This window comes from Sinomonas atrocyanea, from assembly GCF_030811715.1.
In the GTDB taxonomy this organism is placed as follows: domain Bacteria; phylum Actinomycetota; class Actinomycetes; order Actinomycetales; family Micrococcaceae; genus Sinomonas; species Sinomonas atrocyanea_A.
Genome location: NZ_JAUSRH010000001.1, coordinates 251,428 through 272,660 on the forward strand (window position 1 = coordinate 251,428; position 21,233 = coordinate 272,660).

The window sequence follows — 21,233 nt, forward strand, 5'->3', positions numbered from 1 at the left end:
AACGGGATTCGGAGGATGAAGGGTCAGGCGATCGCGGAGACCCCCGTGATGTCGCGGCCTGCGATGAGGGCGTTGACCTCGTAGGTGCCCTCGTACGTGAAGATGGCCTCGGCATCGGCGAAGACCTTGGCCATCGCGTAGTCGGCCAGGATGCCGTTGCCGCCGAGGATGCCGCGGCCGAGTGCCACGGTCTCGCGCATCCGGGCGGTGGCCCACGCCTTGGCGAGCGCCACCCGGGCCATGGTGGCCCGGCCCTCGGACTGGAGCGCGGAGAGCTCGGCGAGCATCGCCATCGACGCGGTCGCGTTGCCGAGCATCGTCACGAGCTGGCCCTGGACCATCTGGAACCTGGCGAGCGGGCGGCCGAACTGCTCCCGCTCGAGCGCGTAGGCGCGGGCCACGTCGAACGCCGCGAGCTGCTGCCCCACGGCCTGCCAGGCGACGAGGAGGCGCGAGCCCAGGAGCATGGTGCGGGCGTCGTCGAACGAGGAGACGCGGGCGAAGCGGTCGGCCTCCGGAACCCGCACGCCCTCGAACACGAGGTTCGCGTTCTGCACCGTCCGCAGCGCGGTCTTGTGCTCGATCCGGGTGCGCGTGAGCCCCGGGGCCGTCCCGGGCACGATGAACGCCCGCACGGCGCCGTCCGGGGCGCCGCCCGCTTCGCGGGCCCACACGAGGAGGTGGTCGGCGAAGGTCCCGTTGCCGATCCAGCGCTTCGCGCCGTCGAGCACCCAGTCGTCCCCGTCGCGGCGGGCCGAGAGCGAGAGGCCGCCGGCGACGTCGGAGCCGTGCCCCGGCTCGGTCAGCGCGAAGGCGCCGGTGGTGCGCAGCGAGACGGCGTCGTCGAGGTAGCGGGCACGCTGCTCCGGGGTCCCGAACTCGTACAGCCCCTCGACGAAGAGGTCGTGGTGGACCATGAAGAAGGTCGCCATCGAGGTATCGGCCCGGGTGAGCTCCGCGATGACCAGCCCGGTGAACAGCCGCGAGTAGCCGTGCCGGTGCGGGGTGGAGAGCCCCAGTGCCGCGAGCCGTGGCAGCACGTGGTGCGGGAACTCCTCGCGCTCCCACCAGCCGACGGCGTGCGGGGCGATCTCTGCGGCGAGGAACTCCCGCAGCTCGGCGAGCTTGGCCCGTTCGCGGGGCTCGAGGCGCCGCTCGAGGTCGTAGTAGTCCGCGGCGGGCAGCTCGCCCGCGCGCGGGGCGCCGGCGGCGAGCGCGGTCACTTCGGGGCCATCCGGATGGCTCCGTCGAGCCGGATCGTCTCCCCGTTGAGCATCGCGTTGTCCACGATGTGCGCCACGAGGTTGGCGTACTCCGCCGGCCGGCCGAGGCGGGCCGGGTGCGGGACCTGCGCACCGAGCGAGGCCTGGGCCTCTTGGGAGAGCCCGGCCATCATGGGGGTCTCGAAGATGCCCGGCGCGATGGTCACCACCCGGATGAGCGAGCGGGCGAGCTCCCGGGCAATCGGGAGGGTCATCGCGTGCACGGCCCCCTTGGACGCGGAGTAGGCGGGCTGGCCGATCTGCCCGTCGAATGCGGCAACCGAGGCCGTGTTGACGATCACCCCCCGCTCGGGGCCGCCCAGCTCGGTCGAGACGGGCTCCGTCGCGGCCATCGCCTCGGCCGCGAGCCGGATCACGTTGAACGTTCCGATGAGGTTCACGCGCACCACCCGCTCGAACTGCTCGAGCGGCAGCACGCCCTCGCGGCCGAGGACCTTCCCTGGGGTGGCCACGCCCGCGCAGTTCACCACGACGCGCAGCGGGGCGAGCTCGCCCGCACGCACGACGGCGGCCCGCACCTGGGCCTCCTCCGTCACGTCCGCGGGGGCGAAGGCAGCCCGGTCCCCGAGTTCGGCAGCAAGGGCCTCGCCCGCACTCCCGGGCAGGTCGACGAGCACCACCGCGGCGCCGCCGGCATGGAGCCGCCGTGCCGTCGCGGCGCCCAGACCGGATGCCCCTCCCGTGATGAGCGCCGCCGTTCCCTGAAGCTCCATGGACCCTCCCAGTTAATCGCCGCTAACCGGATGAATCCTAGCCCATGGCTGTGAGCGCGGTCACTGCTGCCGCCCCGCTAGGGTGGGCCCATGGATCCGACCACCTGGGCGGAGCGCGCCCAAGCCGCTGCGGACAGCGTCAACTCCGGCTTCGGCCACCGCACCCTCGGCCCGGTCCCCGGCACCTGGATCGCCTCGGTGGCCCGGCCGAGCCAGCGGGTCAGGGCCCCGTGGGCCCCGTGGCACTACTGGTGGCAGGCCCACTACCTGGACTGCCTCGTGGACGCGGCGGAGCGCCGGCGCGCCGAGAGCGGAGGGGAGCCGCGCGAGCTCGTCCTCGCACGGCACCTCCTGGCCGGCATCCGCATCCGGAACGGCTTCCGGTACCGGAACTGGTTCTACGACGACATGGCGTGGCTCGCGCTCGCCGCGGACCGCCTCGGCCGCCTGCTGGGCCGGACGGGGGCAGGCGGCGAGGGCACGGCCGCGACCCTGGCCGCAGCGCGGGAGCTCGGCCGCGAGCTCGTCTCGGCCGACACCGACGACCTCGGCGGCGGGCTGTTCTGGAACACGCGCCGGCGGTACAAGAACACCGCCTCGACCGGCCCCGGCGCCCTGTTCTTCGCGCGCACGGGCGACCGCGCCCGCGCGCAGCGGCTCGTCGACTGGCTCGGCGCGACGCTCCTCGACCCGGAGCAGGGGCTCTACCTCGACGGCCTCAACCTCACGCCGGACGGCTCCGGCGAGCTCGTCCGGGACATCTGGACCTACAACCAGGGCCCCGTCCTCGGCGCGCTGCTCGAGCTCGGCGGCTCGGACAACCTCGCCCGAGCGGCGGCCCTCGTGCAGGCCGTGGCGGAGCGGCTCACGGTCGAGGTCGCGCACGACGGCGTCCCCCTCCGCGCGCTGCGGGGCGACGGCGGCGGGGACGGCGGCCTCTTCATGGGCATCCTCGCGCGCTACCTCGCGGAGGCCGCCCTCGACGACCGCCTGCCGGACGCGGCGCGGAGTACCGCCCGCGCCCTCGTCGCGGCCACCGCCGAGTCCCTGTGGGCGGGCGCCGAGCTGCGCGCGGAACCCGGCCGGGGCCGGCGGGGCGGCACCTGGTGGACGTTCCCGCAGAAGCCGGGCGAGACGGCGTCGGACGCGTATCCCCCGGGGAGCCGGGTCGAGCTGTCGACCCAGCTGCAGGCCTGGATGGCCTTCGAGGGCGCCCACCGGCTCGCACAGGGGGATTAGAGAAGCCCAAGGTTGCGTAATTGACGTGAGATGCGTCACATTATGGAGGGAAACGGGGGCGTCTTAGGTGTGGCTAACCTACAGTCGATCGTGACGTCACCCGACGACGCCAGCCGGCGGCGCCGTCGCCCACCATCCCTGTGACCCCACGAAAGGGAAGCTTTCGATGAAGCTCCGACCCCGCGCCCTCGCTGGCCTCGCCCTGGTCGCCGCGACCTCGCTCGGCCTCGCCGCCTGCGGCTCCTCGGCCCCCGGCACCTCCTCCGCCTCCGGCGACAAGGGCACCATCACGGTCTACAACGCCCAGCACGAGTCCCTCACGAAGGAGTGGATCGACGCGTTCACGGCGGAGACCGGCATCAAGGTCAACTACCGCCAGGGCGACGACACCGAGATGTCGAACCAGATCATCCAGGAGGGCGCCGCCTCCCCCGCGGACGTCTTCCTCACCGAGAACTCTCCCGCGATGACCCAGGTGGAGAACGCGGGCCTCTTCGCGGACATCGACCCGGCCACCGCAGCGCAGGTGCCGGCCGAGTACCGGCCGTCCACCAACAAGTGGATCGGCATCGCCGCCCGCTCCACGGTGTTCGCCTACAACAAGTCCAAGGTCTCCCAGGACAAGCTGCCCAAGTCCCTCATGGACCTTCAGAGCCCCGAGTGGAAGGGCCGCTGGGCCGCCTCCCCGTCCGGCGCGGACTTCCAGGCGATCGTCTCCGCGATGCTCCAGCTCAAGGGCGAAGACGCCACCAAGGCGTGGCTCCAGGCGCTCAAGGACGGCGCCAAGTCCTACAAGGGCAACTCCACCGCCATGAAGGCCGTCAACAGCGGCGAAGTGGACGGCGCCGTCATCTACCACTACTACTGGTTCGGCGACCAGGCCAAGACGGGCGAGAACTCCAAGAACGTCGGCCTCGAGTACTTCAAGAACCAGGACCCGGGCGCCTTCGTCTCCGTCTCCGGCGGCGGCGTGCTCAAGTCCTCGAAGAACCAGGCCGCCGCGCAGGAGTTCCTCAAGTTCGTCACGGGCAAGAAGGGCCAGGAGGTCCTGCAGAAGGGCTCCTCCTACGAGTACGCGGTCGGCTCCGGGGTTCCGTCCAACAGCAAGCTCGTACCGCTCGAGCAGCTCCAGGCGCCCAAGATCGACCCGGCCAAGCTCAACTCGCAGAAGGTCAACGAGCTCATGACCGCAACAGGACTCCTCTAGACCTTGGAATCCGCTCCAGCCGCCGCTCTCGCCGTCACCGGGCTCCCGGTGCCGAGCGAGGCGACCCCGACGGCGGGCGAGGGCAAGCGCCCCCGCCCGCCCTTCGGCGTCGTCCTCGCCGCCTGCCTCGTCGCCGCCGCGTCCCTGATCCCGCTCGGGTTCGTGGCGTTCATGACCGTCACCACCGGCTGGGACACCGCCGCGGCGCTCATCTTCCGCGAGCGCACGCTCGAGCTGCTCGGCAACACGCTCCTGCTCACGCTCATCACGGTGCCGCTGTGCATCGTGCTCGGGGTGGGCGGGGCGTGGCTCGTGGAGCGGACCGCGCTGCGGGCCCACCGGATCTGGGCGGTGGTCCTCGCGGCGCCGCTGGCCATCCCCGCGTTCGTGAACTCGTACGCGTGGGTGTCCGCGGTGCCGAGGCTCGAGGGCGTGTTCTCCGGCGTCCTCATCGCCACGCTCTCGTACTACCCGCTCGTGTACATCCCCGCGGCCGCCACGCTCTCGCGTCTGGACCCGGCGATCGAGCAGTCCGCGGCGTCGCTCGGCCTGGGCGCGTGGCGGACGTTCTTCCGGGTGGTGCTGCCGCAGCTGCGGATCGCCGTCTCCGGCGGCGCGCTGCTCGTGGCGCTGCACCTGCTCGCCGAGTACGGTGCGTTCGCGATGATCCGCTTCGACACGTTCACCACGGCGATCATGGAGCAGTACCGGTCCACCTTCAACGGCGCCGCGGGCAACATGCTCGCCTCCGTGCTCGTCACGGTCTGCCTCGTGCTCCTCGTGTCCGAGGCGCGGCTGCGCGGCAACGCCCGCTACGCGCGCATCGGCTCCGGCGTGCAGGCCACCCCGACGCGGCTCGCCCTCGGGACGTGGCAGCTGCCCGCACAGCTGGTGCTCCTCGCGCTCGCGGTCCTCGCCGTGGGCGTCCCGCTGTGGATGACCGTCACGTGGGCCGCGCAGGGCGGGGCAGATGTCTGGCAGACGGCGGACCTCGCGGGCGCGCTCGGCTCGAGCCTGTGGCTCGGGCTCCTCGGCGCCATCGTCACCACCGTGGTGGCCTTCCCCCTGGCGTTCCTCGCCGTGCGCTTCCCCGGATGGCTGTCCCGCGGGCTCGAGCTGTCCAACTACGTCACGAGCTCGATGCCCGGCATCGTCCTCGCGCTCGCGTTCGTGACGGTCGCGCTGCGCGTCCTCCCGGGCATGTACCAGACCACGGGCCTGCTCGTCACGGCCTACGTGCTGCTCTTCCTCCCGCGCGCGCTCGTGAACCTGCGGGCCGGCCTCGCCCAGGCCCCCAAGGAGCTCGAGGAGGCCGCCCAGGCCCTCGGCAAGCGCCCGCTGCTCGCGTTCGTGCGGGTCACGCTGCGCCTCGTGGCCCCGGCGGCGGCCGGCGGCGCGGCGCTCGTGTTCCTCGCCGTCGTCAACGAGCTCACGGCCACCCTGCTCCTCTCCCCGCTCGGCACGAAGACGCTCGCCACCGAGTTCTGGGCCCTGACGAGCGAGATCGACTACGTCAGCGCAGCCCCGTACGCGCTCGTGATGATCGCGCTCTCCGCCCCGATGACCTACCTGTTGTTCCAGCAGTCCAAGAAAGCAGCCGGACAGTGACCGAACAGACCCCCACGCCCGCAGCGGCGGCCCGCTTCCCCAGCCCCCGGGTGGCCCCGCAGATCGCCCAGACCGCGGACCACCACCTCGACATCGAGGAGGTCACGAAGGACTTCGGGCGCCAGCAGGTGCTCAAGGGCATCAACCTCTCGGTGGCCCGGGGCGGGACCACCGCGATCGTCGGCCCGAGCGGTTCCGGCAAGACCACGCTCCTGCGGCTCATCGCCGGGTTCGAGGCGCCGGACACCGGCCGGATCCTCATGGACGGCAAGGAGGTCGCCGGCAGCACCTGGGTGCCCGCGCACCGGCGCAACATCGGCTACGTCGCGCAGGACGGCGCACTGTTCCCGCACCTGTCCGTGGGGCAGAACGTCGCGTTCGGCCTGGACCGCGAGAAGTTCCGGGGGCGCAGGGCGGTCCAGGAGCGGGTCGAGGAGCTGCTGGACATGGTGGCCCTCGACCCCGCGTACGCGAAGCGCCGCCCCCACCAGCTCTCCGGCGGCCAGCAGCAGCGGATCGCCCTCGCCCGCGCGATGGCGTGCGAGCCCGAGGTCATGCTCCTGGACGAGCCGTTCTCCGCGCTCGACGCCGGCCTCCGGGTCGCCACGCGCCGCGCGATCGGCAAGGTCCTGCACCACGCAGGGGTGACCACCATCCTCGTCACCCACGACCAGGCCGAGGCCCTCTCCTTCGCCGACCAGGTCGCCGTGATGCGCGGCGGCCGGCTCGCCCAGATCGGCAACCCGTTCGTGGTCTACACCCGGCCCGCGGACCGTGCCACGGCCGAGTTCCTCGGCGACGCCGTGATCCTCGACGCCTGGCTCGAGGGCTCCCTCGCCATGTGCTCCCTCGGCGCGATTCCCGTCCGCCGGCCGCCGGCCCAGGGCCGCGTGCAGATCATGCTGCGCCCCGAGCAGATCCGCATCGCCGCCGACTCGCGCATCCACGGCACGGTCCTCGACTGGGACTACTTCGGCCCCGAGTCCTCGGTGCGGATCAAGCTGCCCGAGCGCCCCGCGGACCCGCGCATCCCCGGCGGCGGCGAGGTCATCACCATCCGCCACTGGAACGCCGCGATGGCCCGGGCCGGGATGGACCTTGCCCTCAAGGTCATCGGCGAGGGCGTGGCCTTCCCCGTCGACTGACCCGCCCCTCCCTCCCCCGCCCAGCCCATCCCCCGCCCCGCCTGCCCACCTACCGCGCCCACCCCCGTCACCCCCGTTTCGGGTACGCATCTCGTCGCCTTCCCGGCCTTCCGGGTACGCATCCCGTCGCCTTCCCGGCCTTACGGGTACGACGGCGACCGCCCGCCTCCCGCGGGCGGCCCACCCGAGGCGGGCGGCCGGCGTCGTGCGCGGGGCTACGCTGAAGGCATGGCCGACGACGTCACCGCCCCCGCGACCCGCTGGGTCCGCAGCTCAGCCCTCACGCGCTACCGCCTCGCCCCCAACCCGGGGCCGATGAGCCTGGACGGGACGAACTCGTACGTGATCGCGGCGCCGGGCTCGGAGTCGGTGGTGGTCGTGGACCCGGGCCCCCTCGATGCCGAGCACCTGGCCGAGCTGGCCGGCGTCGGGCATGTCGAGCTCGTAGTCCTCACGCACCACCACCCGGACCACACCGAGGCGGCCGAGGAGTTCCACCGCATGACCGGCGCCCCCGTGCGCGCCAGGGACGCCGCGCTGTGCCTCGGCGCGGGGCCGCTCGAGGACGGCGAGCGCCTCGAGGCCGCCGGGGTGCGGATCGAGGTCCTCGCCACCCCGGGGCACACGGCGGACTCGATCTGCCTGGCGCTCCCTGACGACGGCGAGCACGGCGCCGTGCTCACGGGCGACACGATCCTGGGCCGCGGCACGACCGTCATCGTGTTCCCGGACGGGCGGCTCGGCGACTACCTCGCGACCCTGCGCCGGCTCGAGGCCTTGGGCCCCGCCACGGTGCTGCCCGCCCACGGGCCGGTGCTCCCGGACCTCGCGGGAATCGCGCGCGCCTACCTCGCCCACCGCGAGGAGCGGCTCGACCAGGTGCGCGCTGCCCTCGCGGAGCTGGGCCCTGGGGCAACGGTCGCTCAGGTGACGGACGCCGTGTACGCGGACGTCGATGCGAGCGTGCGCCGCGCCGCCGAGAACTCGGTCGCCGCCCAGCTGGACTACCTGCGCGGGTAGCGCCACGGCAGCGGGACTCAGAAGAGGCTGAACTCCGAGAACTCCCCGGTGGCCGGGCCGATGCTCGCCCGGACCTCGTCCACCCGGCCGGGCGCCTCGTCGGAGCGCAGCCAGGCCAGCAGCTCCTCCACGCCGTCCCGCCCGCCCTCGGCGACCACCTCGACGGTCCCGTCGGGGAGGTTGCCGGCCGAGCCCACGAGCCCGAGCCGCTCGGCCTGCCCGAGGGTCCGGAAGCGGAATCCCACCCCCTGAACCATTCCCGAGACGGTGGCGCTGAGCCGGGCCTCGGGAGCCTCAGGGGTGCCGGGCTGGCTGCGCGGGCTGCGGCGCCGGAAGATCGACATGCCTCAAGTGTCCGCCGCGGCCCGGGTGGTCGCCACCGCGGCGCGCCCCCGGTCGCCGTCCGGCGTGCGGAGCGCGTCGACCCACAGGACCGCCGCAAGCACGATCGCCCCGATCGAGAGGGACGCCGCCACGTCGGTGAGCCAGTGGCGGCCCAGGTAGAGGTCGCTCGCGGCCACGGCCACGACGACGAGGCCGGCGGCCACGGCGGCGAGGGGCAGGCCGCGGGTGGTCGCGCGGCGCGAGTAGACCAGGTACAGGCCCACGAACAGCAAGGTGACGGCGCCGGCGGTGTGCGCGGAGGGGAACGCCGGTCCCTCACTGCCACCGGTCGCCGCGAACCACGCCGGCGGCCGCGACCGGTCCACCCAGTAGCGGGCGCCGGCAACGAGGAAGAAGTCGGCGAGCGAGGCACCCGCGAGGAGGGCGGGCCGCCACAGTTCGCGCCGCCACACCGCCCAGACGACGGCGACCGCGGCCGACGCCGCGAGCACCTCCGCCGGCCCGGTCGCCGCGCTGAGGGCATCCGCGGCCGCGGTCGCGGGACCGCTGCGGTGGGCCGCGAGCCCGTCGAGGACCGGCCAGTCGAGGTCCGCGAGGCTCCAGTTCCCCGCCACGGACTCGAGCAGCCACCCGAAGACGACGAGGCCCGCCGCGGCCAGCGCGGCGGCTACGGCGCGCCGAGCGGACGCGGTGACCTTGAGCATCCCCCCAGTCTCGCGCCCACGCGTGGGAGATGACCGGGAGGAAGCTCGGCGGGGGCTGGGAGTCGGCGCGCGGGCGCGCCCGCGTCCACGTGCTGCCCCGTGGGCCGCGCCCGGCCCATCCCGCCCCCCGCCCGGCCCATCCCCCGCCCGGCCTGTCCCGCCCGGCGGCCCGGCGGTAGCGTGGCGGCATGAGCGCTCCCCTCCAGCCCGCCCTGCACCGCCAGCACGTCGCCGTCGCCGCGCCCACCCAGCTGTGGCTCAGCGCCGAGGGCCGCCTCGTCCCGGATCCGGCGGGCCTCACCGGGATCTTCCACGCGGACACCCGGTTCCTCGACCACGCGGCCGTCACCGTGGACGGGACCGAGCCGCAGCCCGTCGGCGTCTCCGCCGCCGGCGCCGGCATCGCCGTGGAGGGCCTCGCCCGGAATATCGCCGGGCCCACCCTCGACCCGGCCGTCCGGGTGGTCCAGCACTGGACCGTCGAGGCCGGCACCGTGCGGCACTCGGTCGAGCTGAGCACGTCCCTGCCCGCGCTCGACTGCACGCTCGCGGTGCACCTCGGCGCGGACTTCGCTCCGATGGACGCCGTGCGCGTCGGGCGCCCCGGGAACCCGGTGGAACCCGCGCACGACGCCGCGCGGCTGGCCTGGGAGCGCGGCGGCAGGCGCGCCGTGGCCACCCCCGGCACGCCGGGCGCGCGCATCGCCACGTCGATCGACCGCGACTCCGACGACACGGATGGGTTCCCCTCCGGCCACCCCGCCCTCGTCTGGTCCGCCTCGCTGGGCCGCGGGAAGCCGTTCCGCGCGTCGTGGAGCGTGACGCTCGAGGACGCGGACGCCGTCGTGCGGGCTGCGCCGGGCGGCGCAGCGGAGGACGAGGCGGAGAGCCGGCCCGGCGCCGTCGGCCGCCTGCTGGCCACCTCCCTGCAGCAGCTCGCGGGCCTGCGGCTCGCCACGACCCGGCTGCCCGACGCGCCGTTCCTCGCCGCGGGCGCGCCGTGGTACTTCACCCTGTTCGGGCGGGACTCGCTGTGGTCGGCCCGCCTCCTCCTCCCCCGCGACACCGCCCTCGCGGCCGGGACCCTGCGCGCGCTCGCTGCGTACCAGGGCGCCGAGCGGGTCCAGGAGTCGGCGGAGGAGCCGGGCAAGATCCCGCACGAGATCCGGGCCCATGAGCTCGTGGTGGACCACGGTCCCGGCGGCGACCAGCTCCGGCTTCCGCCGGTCTACTACGGGACCGTCGACGCGACCGCCCTGTGGCTGTGCCTAGCTGGCGAGCTCTCCCGGACGGGGCGCGCCCCGGACGCCGTGCGCGCGCTGCTGCCGGCCGCGCGGCGGGCGGCGGACTGGCTCCTCGCTTCCGCGACCGGCCCGGGCGGGTTCCTCGCGTACCGGGACGAGACCGGCCACGGGCTGAGCAATCAGGGCTGGAAGGACTCGGCGGACGCGATGCAGTTCCGCGACGGCCGCCGCGCGGAGGGGCCGATCGCCCTCGCCGAGGTGCAGGGGTACGCACACCAGGCCGCGCTCGAGGCCGCAGCCCTCTTCGAGGAGCTGCGCGGACCGGGCGGCGGCGAGGGGCTGCGCGCCCAGGCGGCGGCTCTGCGGGAGTTCGCGGCAGGGCTCCGCTCGCGGTTCCGGGAGTCGTTCTGGGTGGAGGACGCCGCCGGGCGGTTCCCGGCGATGGCGCTCGACGGCGGCGGCACTCCTCTCGACGCCCCCGGGTCCAACATGGGCCATCTGCTCGGCACGGGTCTGCTGGATGCGGACGAGGCGCGCCTCGTGGTGGACCGGCTGCTCGGGGACGAGCTGTTCAGCGGCTACGGGATCCGGACCCTGTCCACGGCCGCGGCCGGGTACTGGCCCCTGAGCTACCACTGCGGGTCGGTCTGGAGCCACGACACCGCGATCGCGGTGCGCGGGATGCTCGCCGAGGGCTTCCGTGCCGAGGCGGCGACCGTGGCACGGGGGCTCGTCCGGGCCGCGGAGTCGCTGGGCGGGTCGCTGCCCGAGCTCTTCTCCGGGGTCGGGACCGCCGAGTCCGCCCGGGCCCTGGCCTACCCGGCCGCGTGCCGGCCCCAGGCGTGGAGCGCGGCGTCGGCCGCGGTGGTGGCCCGGGCGCTGGGAGCCTGAGCCGGGCCCGGGCACCCGGGGGCCCGCGGGCCCCGCGGGCCCCGCGGGCCCCGCGGGCCCCGCGCGCCCCGCCGTGTCAGGGCCGCTTCTTCTGCGGGTAGACGGTCTCCTGCCGGGCGAGCATGTCCACGAACTGGGCGATCTTCCGGGCCCGCGTCTCGGGCCTCTTCACCGAGGTGGTGCGGTAGATGAGCGCGAACCGGTTCGTGGAGGTCAGGACCTCGAACATCGCCTGGGCCTCCGGGACGGCGGCGATGGCCGCCGCGAGGTCGGCGGGCACCTCGGCCGAGGCCGCGCCGCTGTACGCGGCCTCCCACCGCCCGTCCGCCTTCGCGGCGTCCACGGCTGCACGGCCGGCCGGCGTCATCCGCCCCTCGGCCTCGAGCCGCACCGCGCGCTCCACATTGCTCTGCGACCACCGGCTCCTCGGCGAGCGCGGCGTGAACCGGATCGCCGAACTCTCCGCATCGCGTGCCCGCAGCTGGCCGTCGATCCAGCCGAAGCACAGCGCCTCGAGCACCGCGGGCTCGTAGGCCAACGCGGTCACCGTGCCGCCCTTCTTGTGCAGGACGAGCCACACCCCGGGGCTCGCGCGGTGGTTCTCGGCGAGCCACGCCCGCCACGCGGGCGCATCCGGGACAACGAGTTCGGGGAGCTCGGGGGCCATGCGGACTACCCTCTCCGAGCCTGGGCGGCGGCGCAAGGCGCTCGTACCCGGAATGCCGGAATCGCGACGAGATCCGTACCCGAAACGGGGAAAGCGCGACGAGATGCGTACCCGAAACGGGAGGGGGAGGTGGGGCACCGGTGGTGGGAGGATGGGGGCACCTGTCGCGAAGGGAGCCCCCATGCTGCGTGTCCTCGCCACCCGCTACACCTCGGCGCTGCCCGAACTGCGCCGCCTCCTGCTCGACCTCGGCCTCGTGCCCGGGGAGGAGGGCGAGGGCTGGGCGGTGCTCGACTCGCACAGCGGCCGGGTGCGCCTGCGCTCGGCCGAGCGGGGCTCGCCCCAGGACGGCGCCACCGTGTTCGGGGTCGAGGTCCGGGACCCGCAGGAGTTCGCGCGCCGCACCGCGGACGACGGCGGCCGGGCGGCCCTCGAGGACTCCGCCGGCGGGCCGCGGGTCCGGATCACGGGGCCGGACGGCTTCGCGTTCACGGCCGAGCCCGCCTCCCACGCCGGGCGCCCGGTCGATGCCGACCCGGACATGACCGTGCGGCTCGAGTGGAACACCCCCGACCTCGACGGCACGGCCGCAACCCTCGCCGCGATCGGGGCCAGGCCACGGCCCGAACCGCTGCTCGGCCCCGACCTGGCCCGCGAGTTCACCGCCAAGAACGGCGGGGTCATCGCGGCGGTCAGGGCCGCGGCCGTCTCGGCCGGAGGCCTCGTCCTCGAATACTCCGGGCGGCGCAGCGAGCTGATGCCCCGGCTCGCGCTGGCCGGCTGGGCCGCCGAGGAGGTCACCGCCGAGGAGGCCGAGGGCGGGAGCCGGCCCGGCGGCGTCGTACGCGTGCAGATCCCGACGCCGGACGGACGCGACGTCACGATCCTGGCGGCGGGCCCCGCCGGCGGGGCCGAGATGCGGTAGAACAGTAGGCATGGCAGTTCGCACCCCCGACCCGTATCCCGGCTGGCTCTCCCCGGAGGACCTCTACGAGGCGCGGAACCGTCTGCCGATGCTGTACGTCGAGGCGGTGCCGGTGCGCCTGGATCCGCTCGGGTACGTCAACGAGGTCGGGCTGCTGCTGCAGGCCGACGACGAGGGCAACATGATGCGCAGCCTCGTCTCGGGCCGCGTGCTCTACAAGGAGACGATCCGGGCGGCGCTGCTGCGCCACCTCGAGAAGGACCTCGGCACCCTCGCCTTCCCCCAGCTGCCGGTCAGCCCGGTCCCGTTCACCGTGGTGGAGTACTTCCCCTCGCCGTCGCAGACGGGCTTCACCGACGAGCGCCAGCACGCCGTCGCGCTGGCGTACGTGATCCCCGTGACCGGCGAGTGCCAGCCGCGGCAGGACGCCCTCGAGCTGACGTGGATGTCCCCCGCGGAGGTCCTCAGCGGCCCGGTCCAGATGGAGTTCGTGGGCGGGCGCGGCGAGCTTGTGCGGCAGGCCCTCGCGTTCGCCGGCATCGCCCCGTAGACGTCCGGTTCGGGCCCGCCCCCGCGCGCCTGTGGGCGGTCGTTACCAATCCTTTATAGGGTGGGAGCGGACCGAAAGCCACCACGGAGGACCCAGATGCACGACAGCTCGGGACCGCACGAGCGGCCCGGAACCCCCGAGTTCCACGAGATCGACGCCCACGAGCTCAAGCAGGGGCAGCGGCTGCTCCTGCCCGACGGGGAGGACAGCGCCGAGGTCCTCGAAGTGGACACCGTGCTGGACGACTACGGCAGCCCGGCGCTCTACTTCGCGGTGCTGGACAACCATCTGAACCTGCGGGTCGCCCACGGCACGCGCGTCCGCGTGGCCCGCGGGAAGGGCGGCCGGCCCGCGGACCTGCTGTTCTCGGGCGCTGCCGGGTCCGCCTCCGCGTCCGCGGCCGCGCGGGGATCCGCCGCACCCGCGGCCGCCGAAGCCGCGGGGACCGGGCCCTACGCAGCCGACCCGGCCCCCGCCCGCACCGAGACCGAGGTCCTGGTGTCCACGGAGCCGCACGCCACCGAGCCGCCGGCCGCCGGAGCCTCCCCCGCCGCGGTGCCCCAGGCGCCCCTGCGGGGGCCGTCCCAGATCACGCTCGAGACGGGCGACGTGGTGGTCGTGCCCGGCGCCGCCCCGGCAGCCGCCAGCACCCTCCGCCCTGAGCTCCTGGCCCGCATCCCGGCCCTGGAAGAGAAGCCGGAGGAGCTCATGCGCGCCATCGACGCCGCCCACCCCGGCCGGCATGCCGTCAACGAGCTCGCCGGGCGCCTCGCGAAGGGCATCAACGTCAAGTCCGGCGCATGCCTGGCGGACCTGCGCGAGCTCGCCTTCGAGCTCTACGTGGGCCAGGACGATACCGAGAACGCCCTCAAGGTCGCCGACCTCCTCGCCGTGCTCCCCTACGACGGCAACCCTGCGCGCTGGTCCTCGATCGAGTCCGCCTTGGGCCTCGCGGCCCATCTGGCGCGGAAGGATGGCGACGAGGAGCGGGCCGAGGCCTACGGCGAACTGCTGCGCACCCCGGACACGGCGGAGAAGGACCCCTTCCGGGCGCGCATGGCCGAGCGGGTGCGCCAGCGCGCCCTCAACGCGCCGAACCTCTACGACAAGGAGGTCTCCCGCGCGGCGGCCGCCAAGGACCACGCCGAGGAGCGCGCATGGCGGATGCTGCGCCTCGGCAGCCTCCTGCACCTGCGGGCCCACGGCGGCTCGACCGTGTTCGCGCAGGAGGAGCTGGACCGGCGGATCGACGTGGAGCTCGGCGCCGTCCGCCCCTGAGGCGCACCCCCCTTGAGGCGCTCACCCCCTGAGACCCTCCTTCAGGCGCCTTCGGGCGCGAGCCTACGCGAACGGCCCGGTGGGGCCCGCGGTGGCCTCGATCTGCTTGACCTTCGGATCGCTCTCGTCCGCCCCGAAGTCGGACGGCCGCGTCTCGTCGGCGCCCTGGGGCACCTTGAAGAGCCGCAGGAGGACCGTCAGCACCGCCGAGACGACGAGGTTGAGCACGAACGCGGAGACGGCGATGTACACCACGAAGTTGGTCCCCGGCACCGCCGCCGTCGAGCCGCCGAAGTGCGCGTGCGTGACGGGGTTGACCACGTTGTAGGCCGAGACGGTGCCGAAGACGATACCCACGGCCCAGCCGACCAGCAGCGCCCACCGGTCGAACCAGCGGGTGTAGAGGCCGCCGACCACCGCGGGGAACGTCTGGAGGATCCAGATGCCGCCGAGGAGCTGCATGTTGATGGCCGCCGACTGGTCCATGCCGATGACGAAGACGAGCGCACCCACCTTGACCACGAGCGAGACGATCTTGGAGACGTTGGCCTCCGTCTTCGGGTCGGCTCCCGGCCGGAAGAAGTCCCGGTAGATGTTGCGCGTGAACAGGTTCGCCGCGGCGATCGACATGATGGCCGCCGGCACGAGCGCGCCGATCGCGATGGCGGCCAGCGCGATCCCGGCGAACCACGCGGGGAAGTGGTCCAGGAACAGCTGCGGGACCACGAGCTGCGGGTTGACCGACCCGTCGAGGTCAATGGGCTTCGTCCCGGCGGTGATGGCCACGAAGCCCAGCAGCGCGAGGAACCCGAGCATGAGGGAGTAGAGCGGCAGGATCGCCGCGTTGCGCCGGATCGTGTTGCGCGCCTTCGAGGCGAGCACGCCGGTGACCGAGTGCGGGTACATGAACAGCGCCATGGCCGAGCCGAGCGCGAGCGTCCAGTACGCCGAGTAGCTCGAGCCGGTGGGGATGAAGACGCCCGCGGGCTTGCCCGTCGCCTGGCTCACGGTGCCGAGCTTGGTCTGCGCGGCACCGAAGATCGTGTCCCAGCCGCCGAACTTGATCGGCAGGTAGATCACGGCCACGATCACGGCAAGGTAGATCAGCAGGTCCTTCACCACGGCGATCATCGCCGGCGCGCGCAGCCCGGAGGTGTACGTGTACGCGGCCAGCACCACGAAGGCGAGGATGAGCGGCAGGTCCGTCAGGAACGCGTTCTGCGCGCTGCCCAGGCCCAGGACGGTCAGGACGGCCTTGATGCCCACGAGCTGCAGCGCGATGTACGGCATGGTCGCGACGATGCCGGTCACGGCCACGGCGAGGGACAGCCAGCGGCTCCCGTACCGGCCGCCCACGAAGTCGGCACTCGTGACGTACCCGTGCCGGTGGGAGACGGACCAGAGCCGGCTCATGATGATGAAGATGATCGGGTACAGCACGATCGTGTAGGGGACGGCGAAGAAGCCGCTCACCGCGCCCGTGGCCCACATGGCGGCGGGGACGGCCACGAACGTGTAGGCCGTGTAGAGGTCGCCGCCGAGCAGGAACCAGGTGATCCATGTGCCGAATCCGCGCCCGCCGAGGCCCCACTCGTCGAGGCTGTGCAGGCCCGTCTCCTCCTTCGAGCGGCGCCAGCGCGCGGCCATGAACCCCATGACCGCCACGAGGGCGAACAGCAGGATCACGATGATCAGAGCGGTCCAGTTGATGGGACGGGTGCTCATCGCGGCTCACCTCCTTCGTGGCCTGCCTCGTCGGACGACGCCGCGTGGCGGCCGCCGCCGCCCCGGGCGTCGGCGCCGGGACTGCCGGTGCCGGGACTGCCGGTGCCGGGGCCGGCCGGGGCAGGGGCGCCGGCCCGGGCCGCCTCGCGGCGCCGGCGGTCCTCGGTGCTCACGAGCCAGTAGGCGATCCCGCTGAGCGCCGCCGAGATCGGCACCCACAGCAGCTGGTACCAGTAGAAGAACGGCATGCCGCCCAGCCGCGGCTGGTCGAAGGAGTACATCTGCGGCACGAGCGGCAGCACGATCGCGGCAGCCAGGAGGACTCCCGCCACGGCGTAGGGCACCGGCCGGGCCGGCGCCCGCGTGGGCGTGTCGCGGGTGGGGGCATTGGGCTCGGACAACGTGGCCTCCTTTGGTCTCCTCCGGTGGCCGTCCCTGATACGGGGTCGCCGGACGTCTTCGCAGGTCCCGGCGTATTTGTACCGCAGGATGGGGCGCTGAAGGAAGGTTTCGCTGCGGAACAGTCCGCCCGTGGGAGTCCTGGCGCTATCCGAGCGCGGCGAGGCCCGGCTCGAGCTGCTCGAACAGCTCGGCCGCCCCGTTGGGGCTGCCCAGCTGGGTGTTGATCAGGATGGCCACGGTCGTGCCCGTGCTGGGCTGGTACATGGTGAGCGACTCGTAGCCGAGCCCGGTCCCGGTATGCCCCCACCAGCCCCCGAGGCTGCCGGCCGCGAGGCCGTAGCCGTCATACTCGGGGCTGCCCGGATCGTCGGCGGGATTCGAGACGGAGGTGAGGCGCTCCTTCTGCAGGGCTGCCGGCAGGAGGGCGCCGGAGCCGAGGGCGCGGCCCCATGTGAGCAGGTCCGCAATCGAGCCGAAGTAGCCCCCGGAGGCGCCGTACATGGACGGGCTCACCTGGGCGAGGCTCTCGAGGCCCGCGTCCGTGGCCTGGTAGGGGGTCGCGACGGGCGCCGCCGGGTCCTGGTCCCCGGAGTAGGCCACGGACGTCAGCCCGAGGGGCCCGAGGATGCTGGACTGGAGCTCACGGTCCCACGGGCTGCCGGTGACGGCCTCGATGACCTTGCCGAGGAGCACGAAGTTGGTGTTGCTGTACTCGTACTGGGCGCCGGGGGCGAAGTTGAGGGGCTGGGCGAAGGCGTAGCCGAGCAGCTGGGCGTCGGTGAACGCCCCCGTGTAGTCCGAGTTGAGCTGGTCGGAGAAGCCCTGGGTGCTGGAGAACTCGGGCAGTCCCGTGCGCATCTGGAGGGCCTGCCGGACGGTGATCTGGCCGCCGACCGGGACACCGCCGTACTGCACGCCGGCGACCGCAGGCACGTACTTCGCCACCGGGTCGTCGATGCCCACCCTGCCCTGCGCCACCAGCTGGAGGACGGCCGTGCCCACGAAACTCTTGGTGATGCTGCGGAACGCCGAGCGCATGTCCGCGGTCCACGGGGTGCCCGACGCGGCCTGCCCGACCGTGGCCAGATACCGGGCCCGGGGCGTCGCCCCGGGACCCGTCGAGACGGCCACGGCTGCGCCGGCGGCGCCCTGGCTGCTGACGAACTGGGCGACGGTCCCCGCGAGGGACGCCGGCAGATCCTGCCAGGCGGGCTGCGCGCCACTGGAGGCCGGCGCGGAGGCCGCGGCGGGCGCGGGGCTGGGCGCCGGCACGGCGGCGGGAGCGGCCGCCAGGACCGGCGGGGCCGAATCGGAGGGGCGGGCTCCGGCGGCACCCGAGGGTGCCGGCGCGTGCGCCTGCTCGGCGGAGGCCCCGGCGGCGCGCAGCACCCCTGGGCCGATCGCGGCCGCGGCCGTCAGCCCCGCCACCAGCAGCGCGGCGAGCACCCCCAGGAAGGCGAGCCGACGGCGTCGTGCGCGCACCGTGCGCCCCAGAAGGCGCAGACGCCAGCGGCGAGGCCCGCGTCGTGCCATGGTCGCCCCTTTCAATGCCCCCTGAGGCGTCTCGCTCCGTCGGTCTCCAAAGGTACGCGGGGAGCCTGTGCCGGCGCTATGCGCGGGCTCACCCGTGACGCGGCGGCGCGCCGGGCGGTGGCAGACTGTACAGGTGCCAGATTCCGTCCCCGTCCCCGAGGCCCCCGCCGCACAGGCGGCCCACCCCCGCCAGTCCGAGTTCGGATTCGAGGTCGGCACCCGGCTCCCCGGCCCCGACGGCTCCCCCGGGCTTGGCCGGACTGGCACCATCACTACCCCGCACGGGACGATCCAGACGCCAGCGTTCATCGCCGTCGGCACGAAGGCCACGGTCAAGGCGGTGCTGCCCGAGTCCATGGCCGAGCTCGGCGCGCAGGCCCTCCTCGCGAACGCCTACCACCTGTACCTGCAGCCCGGAGCGGACATCCTCGACGAGGCCGGCGGCCTCGGCCGGTTCATGAACTGGCCCGGCCCCACCTTCACGGACTCGGGCGGGTTCCAGGTCATGAGCCTGGGCTCGGGCTTCAAGAAGGTCATCGACATGAAGGGGCCCGACGCGCCGCACCAGGCCGGGGCCGACGACGCGGTGGCGCCGGGCAAGGAGCGGCTCGCGCACATCGACGATGACGGCGTGTGGTTCAAGAGCCACCTCAACGGGGACCGGCACCGGTTCACCCCCGAGATCTCGATGCAGGTCCAGCACCAGATCGGCGCGGACATCATGTTCGCCTTCGACGAGCTCACCACCCTGCACAACTCCCGCGGCTACCAGGAGGAGGCGCTCGAGCGGACGCGGCTGTGGGCGCAGCGCTGCGTGGACGAGCACTTCCGGCTCACCGACGAGCGCGCGGGCAAGCCGTACCAGGCCCTGTTCGGCGTCATCCAGGGCGCCCAGTACGAGGACCTGCGCCGCAAGGCCTGCGCCGACCTCGGGGCCATGCCGTTCGACGGGTACGGGATCGGCGGGGCGCTGGAGAAGGAGAACCTGGGCACGATCGTAGGCTGGTGCTCCGAGGTGCTGCCCGAGGACCGGCCGCGGCACCTGCTGGGCATCTCGGAGCCGGACGACATCTTCGTGGCCATCGAAGCGGGCGCCGACACGTTCGACTGCGTCTCCCCCACGCGCGTGGCCCGCAACTCCGCGTTCTACACCGCCGAGGGCCGGCTCAACCTCTCGGGCGCGAAGTACCGGCGTGACTGGGGCCCGCTGCAGGACGGCTGCGACTGCTACACGTGCGCCAACTACTCGCGCGCCTACATCCGGCACCTCTACAAGGCCTCCGAGATGCTCTCCCACACGCTCATCTCGATCCACAACGAGCGCTTCGTGGTGCGGATGGTCGACGACGCGCGGCGCGCGATCGAGGACGGCACCTTCTACGAGTTCAAGGCCGAGACCCTGGGCCGCTACTACGGCTCCCCCGCCGTCTGAGGGGGCGGCGCGCCTCAGCGGCGGCGGGCGGCCAGGAGCACGGCCGCGGCGGTGCCGGCGAAGAACGCGATGACTGCCACGAGCACCACCACGAGCGGCGGGGTCCAGGACGCTGCGGCCGTGTGGATGCCGCCCAGCAGGCTCGGGGCGACGGCCGCGACGCCGTACCCGGTGCCCTGCACGATCGCGGACATCCTCCCGGCCGCGGCCTGGTCGCGGGCCACCGTGAGGATGGCGGTGAAGATGAAGGTGATGCCCCCGCCCTGCGCGGCGCCGCCGAGCGAGCTCCACACGGCCCACAGGCCGGGGGCGAGCAGCAGCCCGAGCGGGACCGTGAGCCAGAGGATGCCGAGGGTGGCCACGGTGGCCCGGGAGCCGGCGTACCGGGCGAGCAGCGGGGTGCCGAGCGCCCCGAGGATGGCCATGATCTGGAACAGCGAGGCCCCGGCGCCGGCGCCCGCCGCACTGAGCCCCAGCTCGTCGCTGAGCAGGCTCGGCAGCCACGCGGTGACCCCGTAGTAGGAGAACGCCTGGCCGCCGAACCCGAACGCGAGCGCCACGGTCACCGCGCGGGTGCTGCGGGCGCGGGGCGCGGGGTGCTCCGACGGCGCGGACGCGGCCTCCTCCGGCCGCAGGGCCCGGCGCACCCCCACCGCGGCGACCCAGAACGCGATCGCGACGAGCGCGAAGAGGGCGCTCGCGGCGAGGGCCGCGCGCCACCCGGTCGCCGCGGCCAGCGGCGCGGTGGCCACGGACGTCACGAACGAGCCGACGTTGAGCGCCGCGGTGTACACACCCATGGCCATCCCCTGGCGCGCCTGGGTGAAGTCCCGGCGGATGATGAGCGGCACGGCGATGTTGCCGACCGTGATGGCCACGCCGAGCACCACGGTGCCCAGCATCACCACGGCCGTGCCGTCGAGGGACCGGACCAGGACGCCGGCGAGGACCCCGGCCAATGTCAGCGTCACCGCCATCTCGGCCCCGAGCCGCCGGGCGCACAGCGACGCCAGCGGCGAGGCGAGGGCGAAGCACAGCACCGGGATGCCGGTGAGGAGGCCGAGCTCCCCCGCGGAGAGCCCGAGGTCCCCCTCGAGCGCCCTGGCCACCGGGGCGACCGCCACGAACGGCCCACGCATGGTCAGCGCGATGAGGCCGATCGAGACCAGGAGGAGCCACGCGGCGGCCGCCCTGGGGCGGCCGGTCTGGTGGCGGGCGGAGTCCGCGGGAGGCTGGGGATGGGTGCTCATTACTCTCGTTCGTATCACGGCGGCGGGGCGGCGGCCTCCTGCATCTCAGCCTCCGGGCCCCTCGGCCGCCTG

At 73.8% G+C, this 21,233-nt stretch carries 19 protein-coding genes; 10 read left to right on the forward strand and 9 right to left on the reverse strand.

Annotated features, from left to right (window positions below; all coding sequences use genetic code 11):
- Positions 1-23: 23 nt before the first annotated feature.
- Both J2W21_RS01215 and J2W21_RS01220 read right to left on the reverse strand, forming a co-directional pair.
- The gene (locus J2W21_RS01215; protein WP_307112683.1) at positions 24-1,223 is read right to left on the reverse strand and encodes an acyl-CoA dehydrogenase family protein; all 1,200 of its coding nucleotides are present in this window, start codon (positions 1,221-1,223) and stop codon (positions 24-26) included.
- On the reverse strand, positions 1,220-1,996 hold the full coding sequence (locus J2W21_RS01220; protein WP_307112684.1) for an SDR family NAD(P)-dependent oxidoreductase: 777 nt from the start codon (positions 1,994-1,996) through the stop codon (positions 1,220-1,222). The genes J2W21_RS01215 and J2W21_RS01220 overlap by 4 nt, the downstream gene beginning before the upstream one ends.
- Positions 1,997-2,086: 90 nt before the next feature.
- Here J2W21_RS01220 and J2W21_RS01225 point away from each other — a divergent pair, with 90 nt between their 5' ends.
- The 5 genes from J2W21_RS01225 (at position 2,087) to J2W21_RS01245 (ending at position 8,215) form a co-directional block, all read left to right on the forward strand.
- Positions 2,087-3,235 carry a glycoside hydrolase family 76 protein gene (locus tag J2W21_RS01225; RefSeq protein ID WP_307112685.1) on the forward strand — a complete coding sequence of 383 codons (1,149 nt, stop codon included), beginning with the start codon at positions 2,087-2,089 and terminating at the stop codon, positions 3,233-3,235.
- A 166-nt stretch (positions 3,236-3,401) separates the two neighbouring features.
- Entirely contained in the window at positions 3,402-4,442 is a 1,041-nt protein-coding gene (locus tag J2W21_RS01230; protein WP_307112686.1) for an iron ABC transporter substrate-binding protein, read from the forward strand.
- A gap of 3 nt (positions 4,443-4,445) precedes the next feature.
- A complete protein-coding gene (locus tag J2W21_RS01235) occupies positions 4,446-6,050 on the forward strand; it encodes an ABC transporter permease (RefSeq protein ID WP_373423049.1) in 1,605 nt (534 codons plus the stop codon).
- The gene (locus J2W21_RS01240; protein WP_307112687.1) at positions 6,047-7,195 is read left to right on the forward strand and encodes an ABC transporter ATP-binding protein; all 1,149 of its coding nucleotides are present in this window, start codon (positions 6,047-6,049) and stop codon (positions 7,193-7,195) included. Before J2W21_RS01235 ends, J2W21_RS01240 begins: the two co-directional genes overlap by 4 nt.
- Before the next feature lie 228 nt (positions 7,196-7,423).
- Positions 7,424-8,215 carry an MBL fold metallo-hydrolase gene (locus J2W21_RS01245; protein WP_307112688.1) on the forward strand — a complete coding sequence of 264 codons (792 nt, stop codon included), beginning with the start codon at positions 7,424-7,426 and terminating at the stop codon, positions 8,213-8,215.
- Positions 8,216-8,232: 17 nt separating this feature from the next.
- Here J2W21_RS01245 and J2W21_RS01250 read toward each other — a convergent pair whose 3' ends face one another.
- Together J2W21_RS01250 and J2W21_RS01255 are read right to left on the reverse strand one after the other, a co-directional pair.
- Positions 8,233-8,559, reverse strand: a complete 327-nt coding sequence (locus J2W21_RS01250; protein WP_307112689.1) for an acylphosphatase — start codon at positions 8,557-8,559, stop codon at positions 8,233-8,235.
- 3 nt (positions 8,560-8,562) lie between these two features.
- Positions 8,563-9,264 carry a phosphatase PAP2 family protein gene (locus J2W21_RS01255; RefSeq protein ID WP_307112690.1) on the reverse strand — a complete coding sequence of 234 codons (702 nt, stop codon included), beginning with the start codon at positions 9,262-9,264 and terminating at the stop codon, positions 8,563-8,565.
- 188 nt (positions 9,265-9,452) lie between these two features.
- Between J2W21_RS01255 and J2W21_RS01260 the strand changes: the two genes are divergently transcribed.
- On the forward strand, positions 9,453-11,399 hold the full coding sequence (locus J2W21_RS01260) for a glycogen debranching N-terminal domain-containing protein (protein WP_307112691.1): 1,947 nt from the start codon (positions 9,453-9,455) through the stop codon (positions 11,397-11,399).
- 76 nt (positions 11,400-11,475) lie between these two features.
- Here J2W21_RS01260 and J2W21_RS01265 read toward each other — a convergent pair whose 3' ends face one another.
- The gene (locus J2W21_RS01265; protein ID WP_307112692.1) at positions 11,476-12,066 is read right to left on the reverse strand and encodes a YdeI/OmpD-associated family protein; all 591 of its coding nucleotides are present in this window, start codon (positions 12,064-12,066) and stop codon (positions 11,476-11,478) included.
- A gap of 181 nt (positions 12,067-12,247) precedes the next feature.
- On the opposite strand from J2W21_RS01265, the gene J2W21_RS01270 reads away from it, so the two are divergent.
- The 3 genes from J2W21_RS01270 (at position 12,248) to J2W21_RS01280 (ending at position 14,819) form a co-directional block, all read left to right on the forward strand.
- Positions 12,248-12,991 carry a VOC family protein gene (locus tag J2W21_RS01270; RefSeq protein WP_307112693.1) on the forward strand — a complete coding sequence of 248 codons (744 nt, stop codon included), beginning with the start codon at positions 12,248-12,250 and terminating at the stop codon, positions 12,989-12,991.
- 10 nt (positions 12,992-13,001) lie between these two features.
- On the forward strand, positions 13,002-13,541 hold the full coding sequence (locus tag J2W21_RS01275) for an NUDIX hydrolase family protein (RefSeq protein ID WP_307112694.1): 540 nt from the start codon (positions 13,002-13,004) through the stop codon (positions 13,539-13,541).
- A 96-nt stretch (positions 13,542-13,637) separates the two neighbouring features.
- Positions 13,638-14,819, forward strand: coding sequence for a DUF6707 family protein (locus J2W21_RS01280; RefSeq protein WP_307112695.1), 1,182 nt, complete (start codon positions 13,638-13,640; stop codon positions 14,817-14,819).
- 63 nt (positions 14,820-14,882) lie between these two features.
- On the opposite strand, the gene mctP is transcribed toward J2W21_RS01280, so the two are convergent.
- From mctP to J2W21_RS01295, 3 genes are all read right to left on the reverse strand, one after another.
- Positions 14,883-16,544, reverse strand: a complete 1,662-nt coding sequence (mctP, locus tag J2W21_RS01285) for a monocarboxylate uptake permease MctP (RefSeq protein WP_307112696.1) — start codon at positions 16,542-16,544, stop codon at positions 14,883-14,885.
- The gene (locus J2W21_RS01290; RefSeq protein WP_307112697.1) at positions 16,541-16,945 is read right to left on the reverse strand and encodes a DUF3311 domain-containing protein; all 405 of its coding nucleotides are present in this window, start codon (positions 16,943-16,945) and stop codon (positions 16,541-16,543) included. The genes mctP and J2W21_RS01290 overlap by 4 nt, the downstream gene beginning before the upstream one ends.
- A 145-nt stretch (positions 16,946-17,090) precedes the next feature.
- The gene (locus J2W21_RS01295; protein WP_307112698.1) at positions 17,091-18,479 is read right to left on the reverse strand and encodes a serine hydrolase domain-containing protein; all 1,389 of its coding nucleotides are present in this window, start codon (positions 18,477-18,479) and stop codon (positions 17,091-17,093) included.
- Between the two features lie 133 nt (positions 18,480-18,612).
- On the opposite strand from J2W21_RS01295, the gene tgt reads away from it, so the two are divergent.
- Positions 18,613-19,911, forward strand: coding sequence for a tRNA guanosine(34) transglycosylase Tgt (gene tgt, locus J2W21_RS01300; protein ID WP_307112699.1), 1,299 nt, complete (start codon positions 18,613-18,615; stop codon positions 19,909-19,911).
- Positions 19,912-19,925: 14 nt separating this feature from the next.
- Here tgt and J2W21_RS01305 read toward each other — a convergent pair whose 3' ends face one another.
- Entirely contained in the window at positions 19,926-21,161 is a 1,236-nt protein-coding gene (locus J2W21_RS01305) for an MFS transporter (RefSeq protein ID WP_307112700.1), read from the reverse strand.
- Between the last annotated feature and the right edge of the window lie 72 nt (positions 21,162-21,233).

Excerpts from the sequence above, each read along its gene's own strand:
- J2W21_RS01245 (WP_307112688.1), top strand. The coding sequence starts at position 7,424 with ATGGCCGACGACGTCACCGCCCCCGCGACCCGCTGGGTCCGCAGCTCA.
- J2W21_RS01255 (WP_307112690.1), bottom strand. The coding sequence starts at position 9,264 with ATGCTCAAGGTCACCGCGTCCGCTCGGCGCGCCGTAGCCGCCGCGCTG.
- J2W21_RS01265 (WP_307112692.1), bottom strand. The coding sequence starts at position 12,066 with ATGGCCCCCGAGCTCCCCGAACTCGTTGTCCCGGATGCGCCCGCGTGG.
- mctP (WP_307112696.1), bottom strand. The coding sequence starts at position 16,544 with ATGAGCACCCGTCCCATCAACTGGACCGCTCTGATCATCGTGATCCTG.
- J2W21_RS01230 (WP_307112686.1), top strand. The coding sequence starts at position 3,402 with ATGAAGCTCCGACCCCGCGCCCTCGCTGGCCTCGCCCTGGTCGCCGCG.
- J2W21_RS01250 (WP_307112689.1), bottom strand. The coding sequence starts at position 8,559 with ATGTCGATCTTCCGGCGCCGCAGCCCGCGCAGCCAGCCCGGCACCCCT.
- J2W21_RS01225 (WP_307112685.1), top strand. The coding sequence starts at position 2,087 with ATGGATCCGACCACCTGGGCGGAGCGCGCCCAAGCCGCTGCGGACAGC.
- J2W21_RS01260 (WP_307112691.1), top strand. The coding sequence starts at position 9,453 with ATGAGCGCTCCCCTCCAGCCCGCCCTGCACCGCCAGCACGTCGCCGTC.
- J2W21_RS01305 (WP_307112700.1), bottom strand. The coding sequence starts at position 21,161 with ATGAGCACCCATCCCCAGCCTCCCGCGGACTCCGCCCGCCACCAGACC.
- J2W21_RS01280 (WP_307112695.1), top strand. The coding sequence starts at position 13,638 with ATGCACGACAGCTCGGGACCGCACGAGCGGCCCGGAACCCCCGAGTTC.
- J2W21_RS01270 (WP_307112693.1), top strand. The coding sequence starts at position 12,248 with ATGCTGCGTGTCCTCGCCACCCGCTACACCTCGGCGCTGCCCGAACTG.
- J2W21_RS01295 (WP_307112698.1), bottom strand. The coding sequence starts at position 18,479 with ATGGCACGACGCGGGCCTCGCCGCTGGCGTCTGCGCCTTCTGGGGCGC.
- J2W21_RS01275 (WP_307112694.1), top strand. The coding sequence starts at position 13,002 with ATGGCAGTTCGCACCCCCGACCCGTATCCCGGCTGGCTCTCCCCGGAG.
- J2W21_RS01220 (WP_307112684.1), bottom strand. The coding sequence starts at position 1,996 with ATGGAGCTTCAGGGAACGGCGGCGCTCATCACGGGAGGGGCATCCGGT.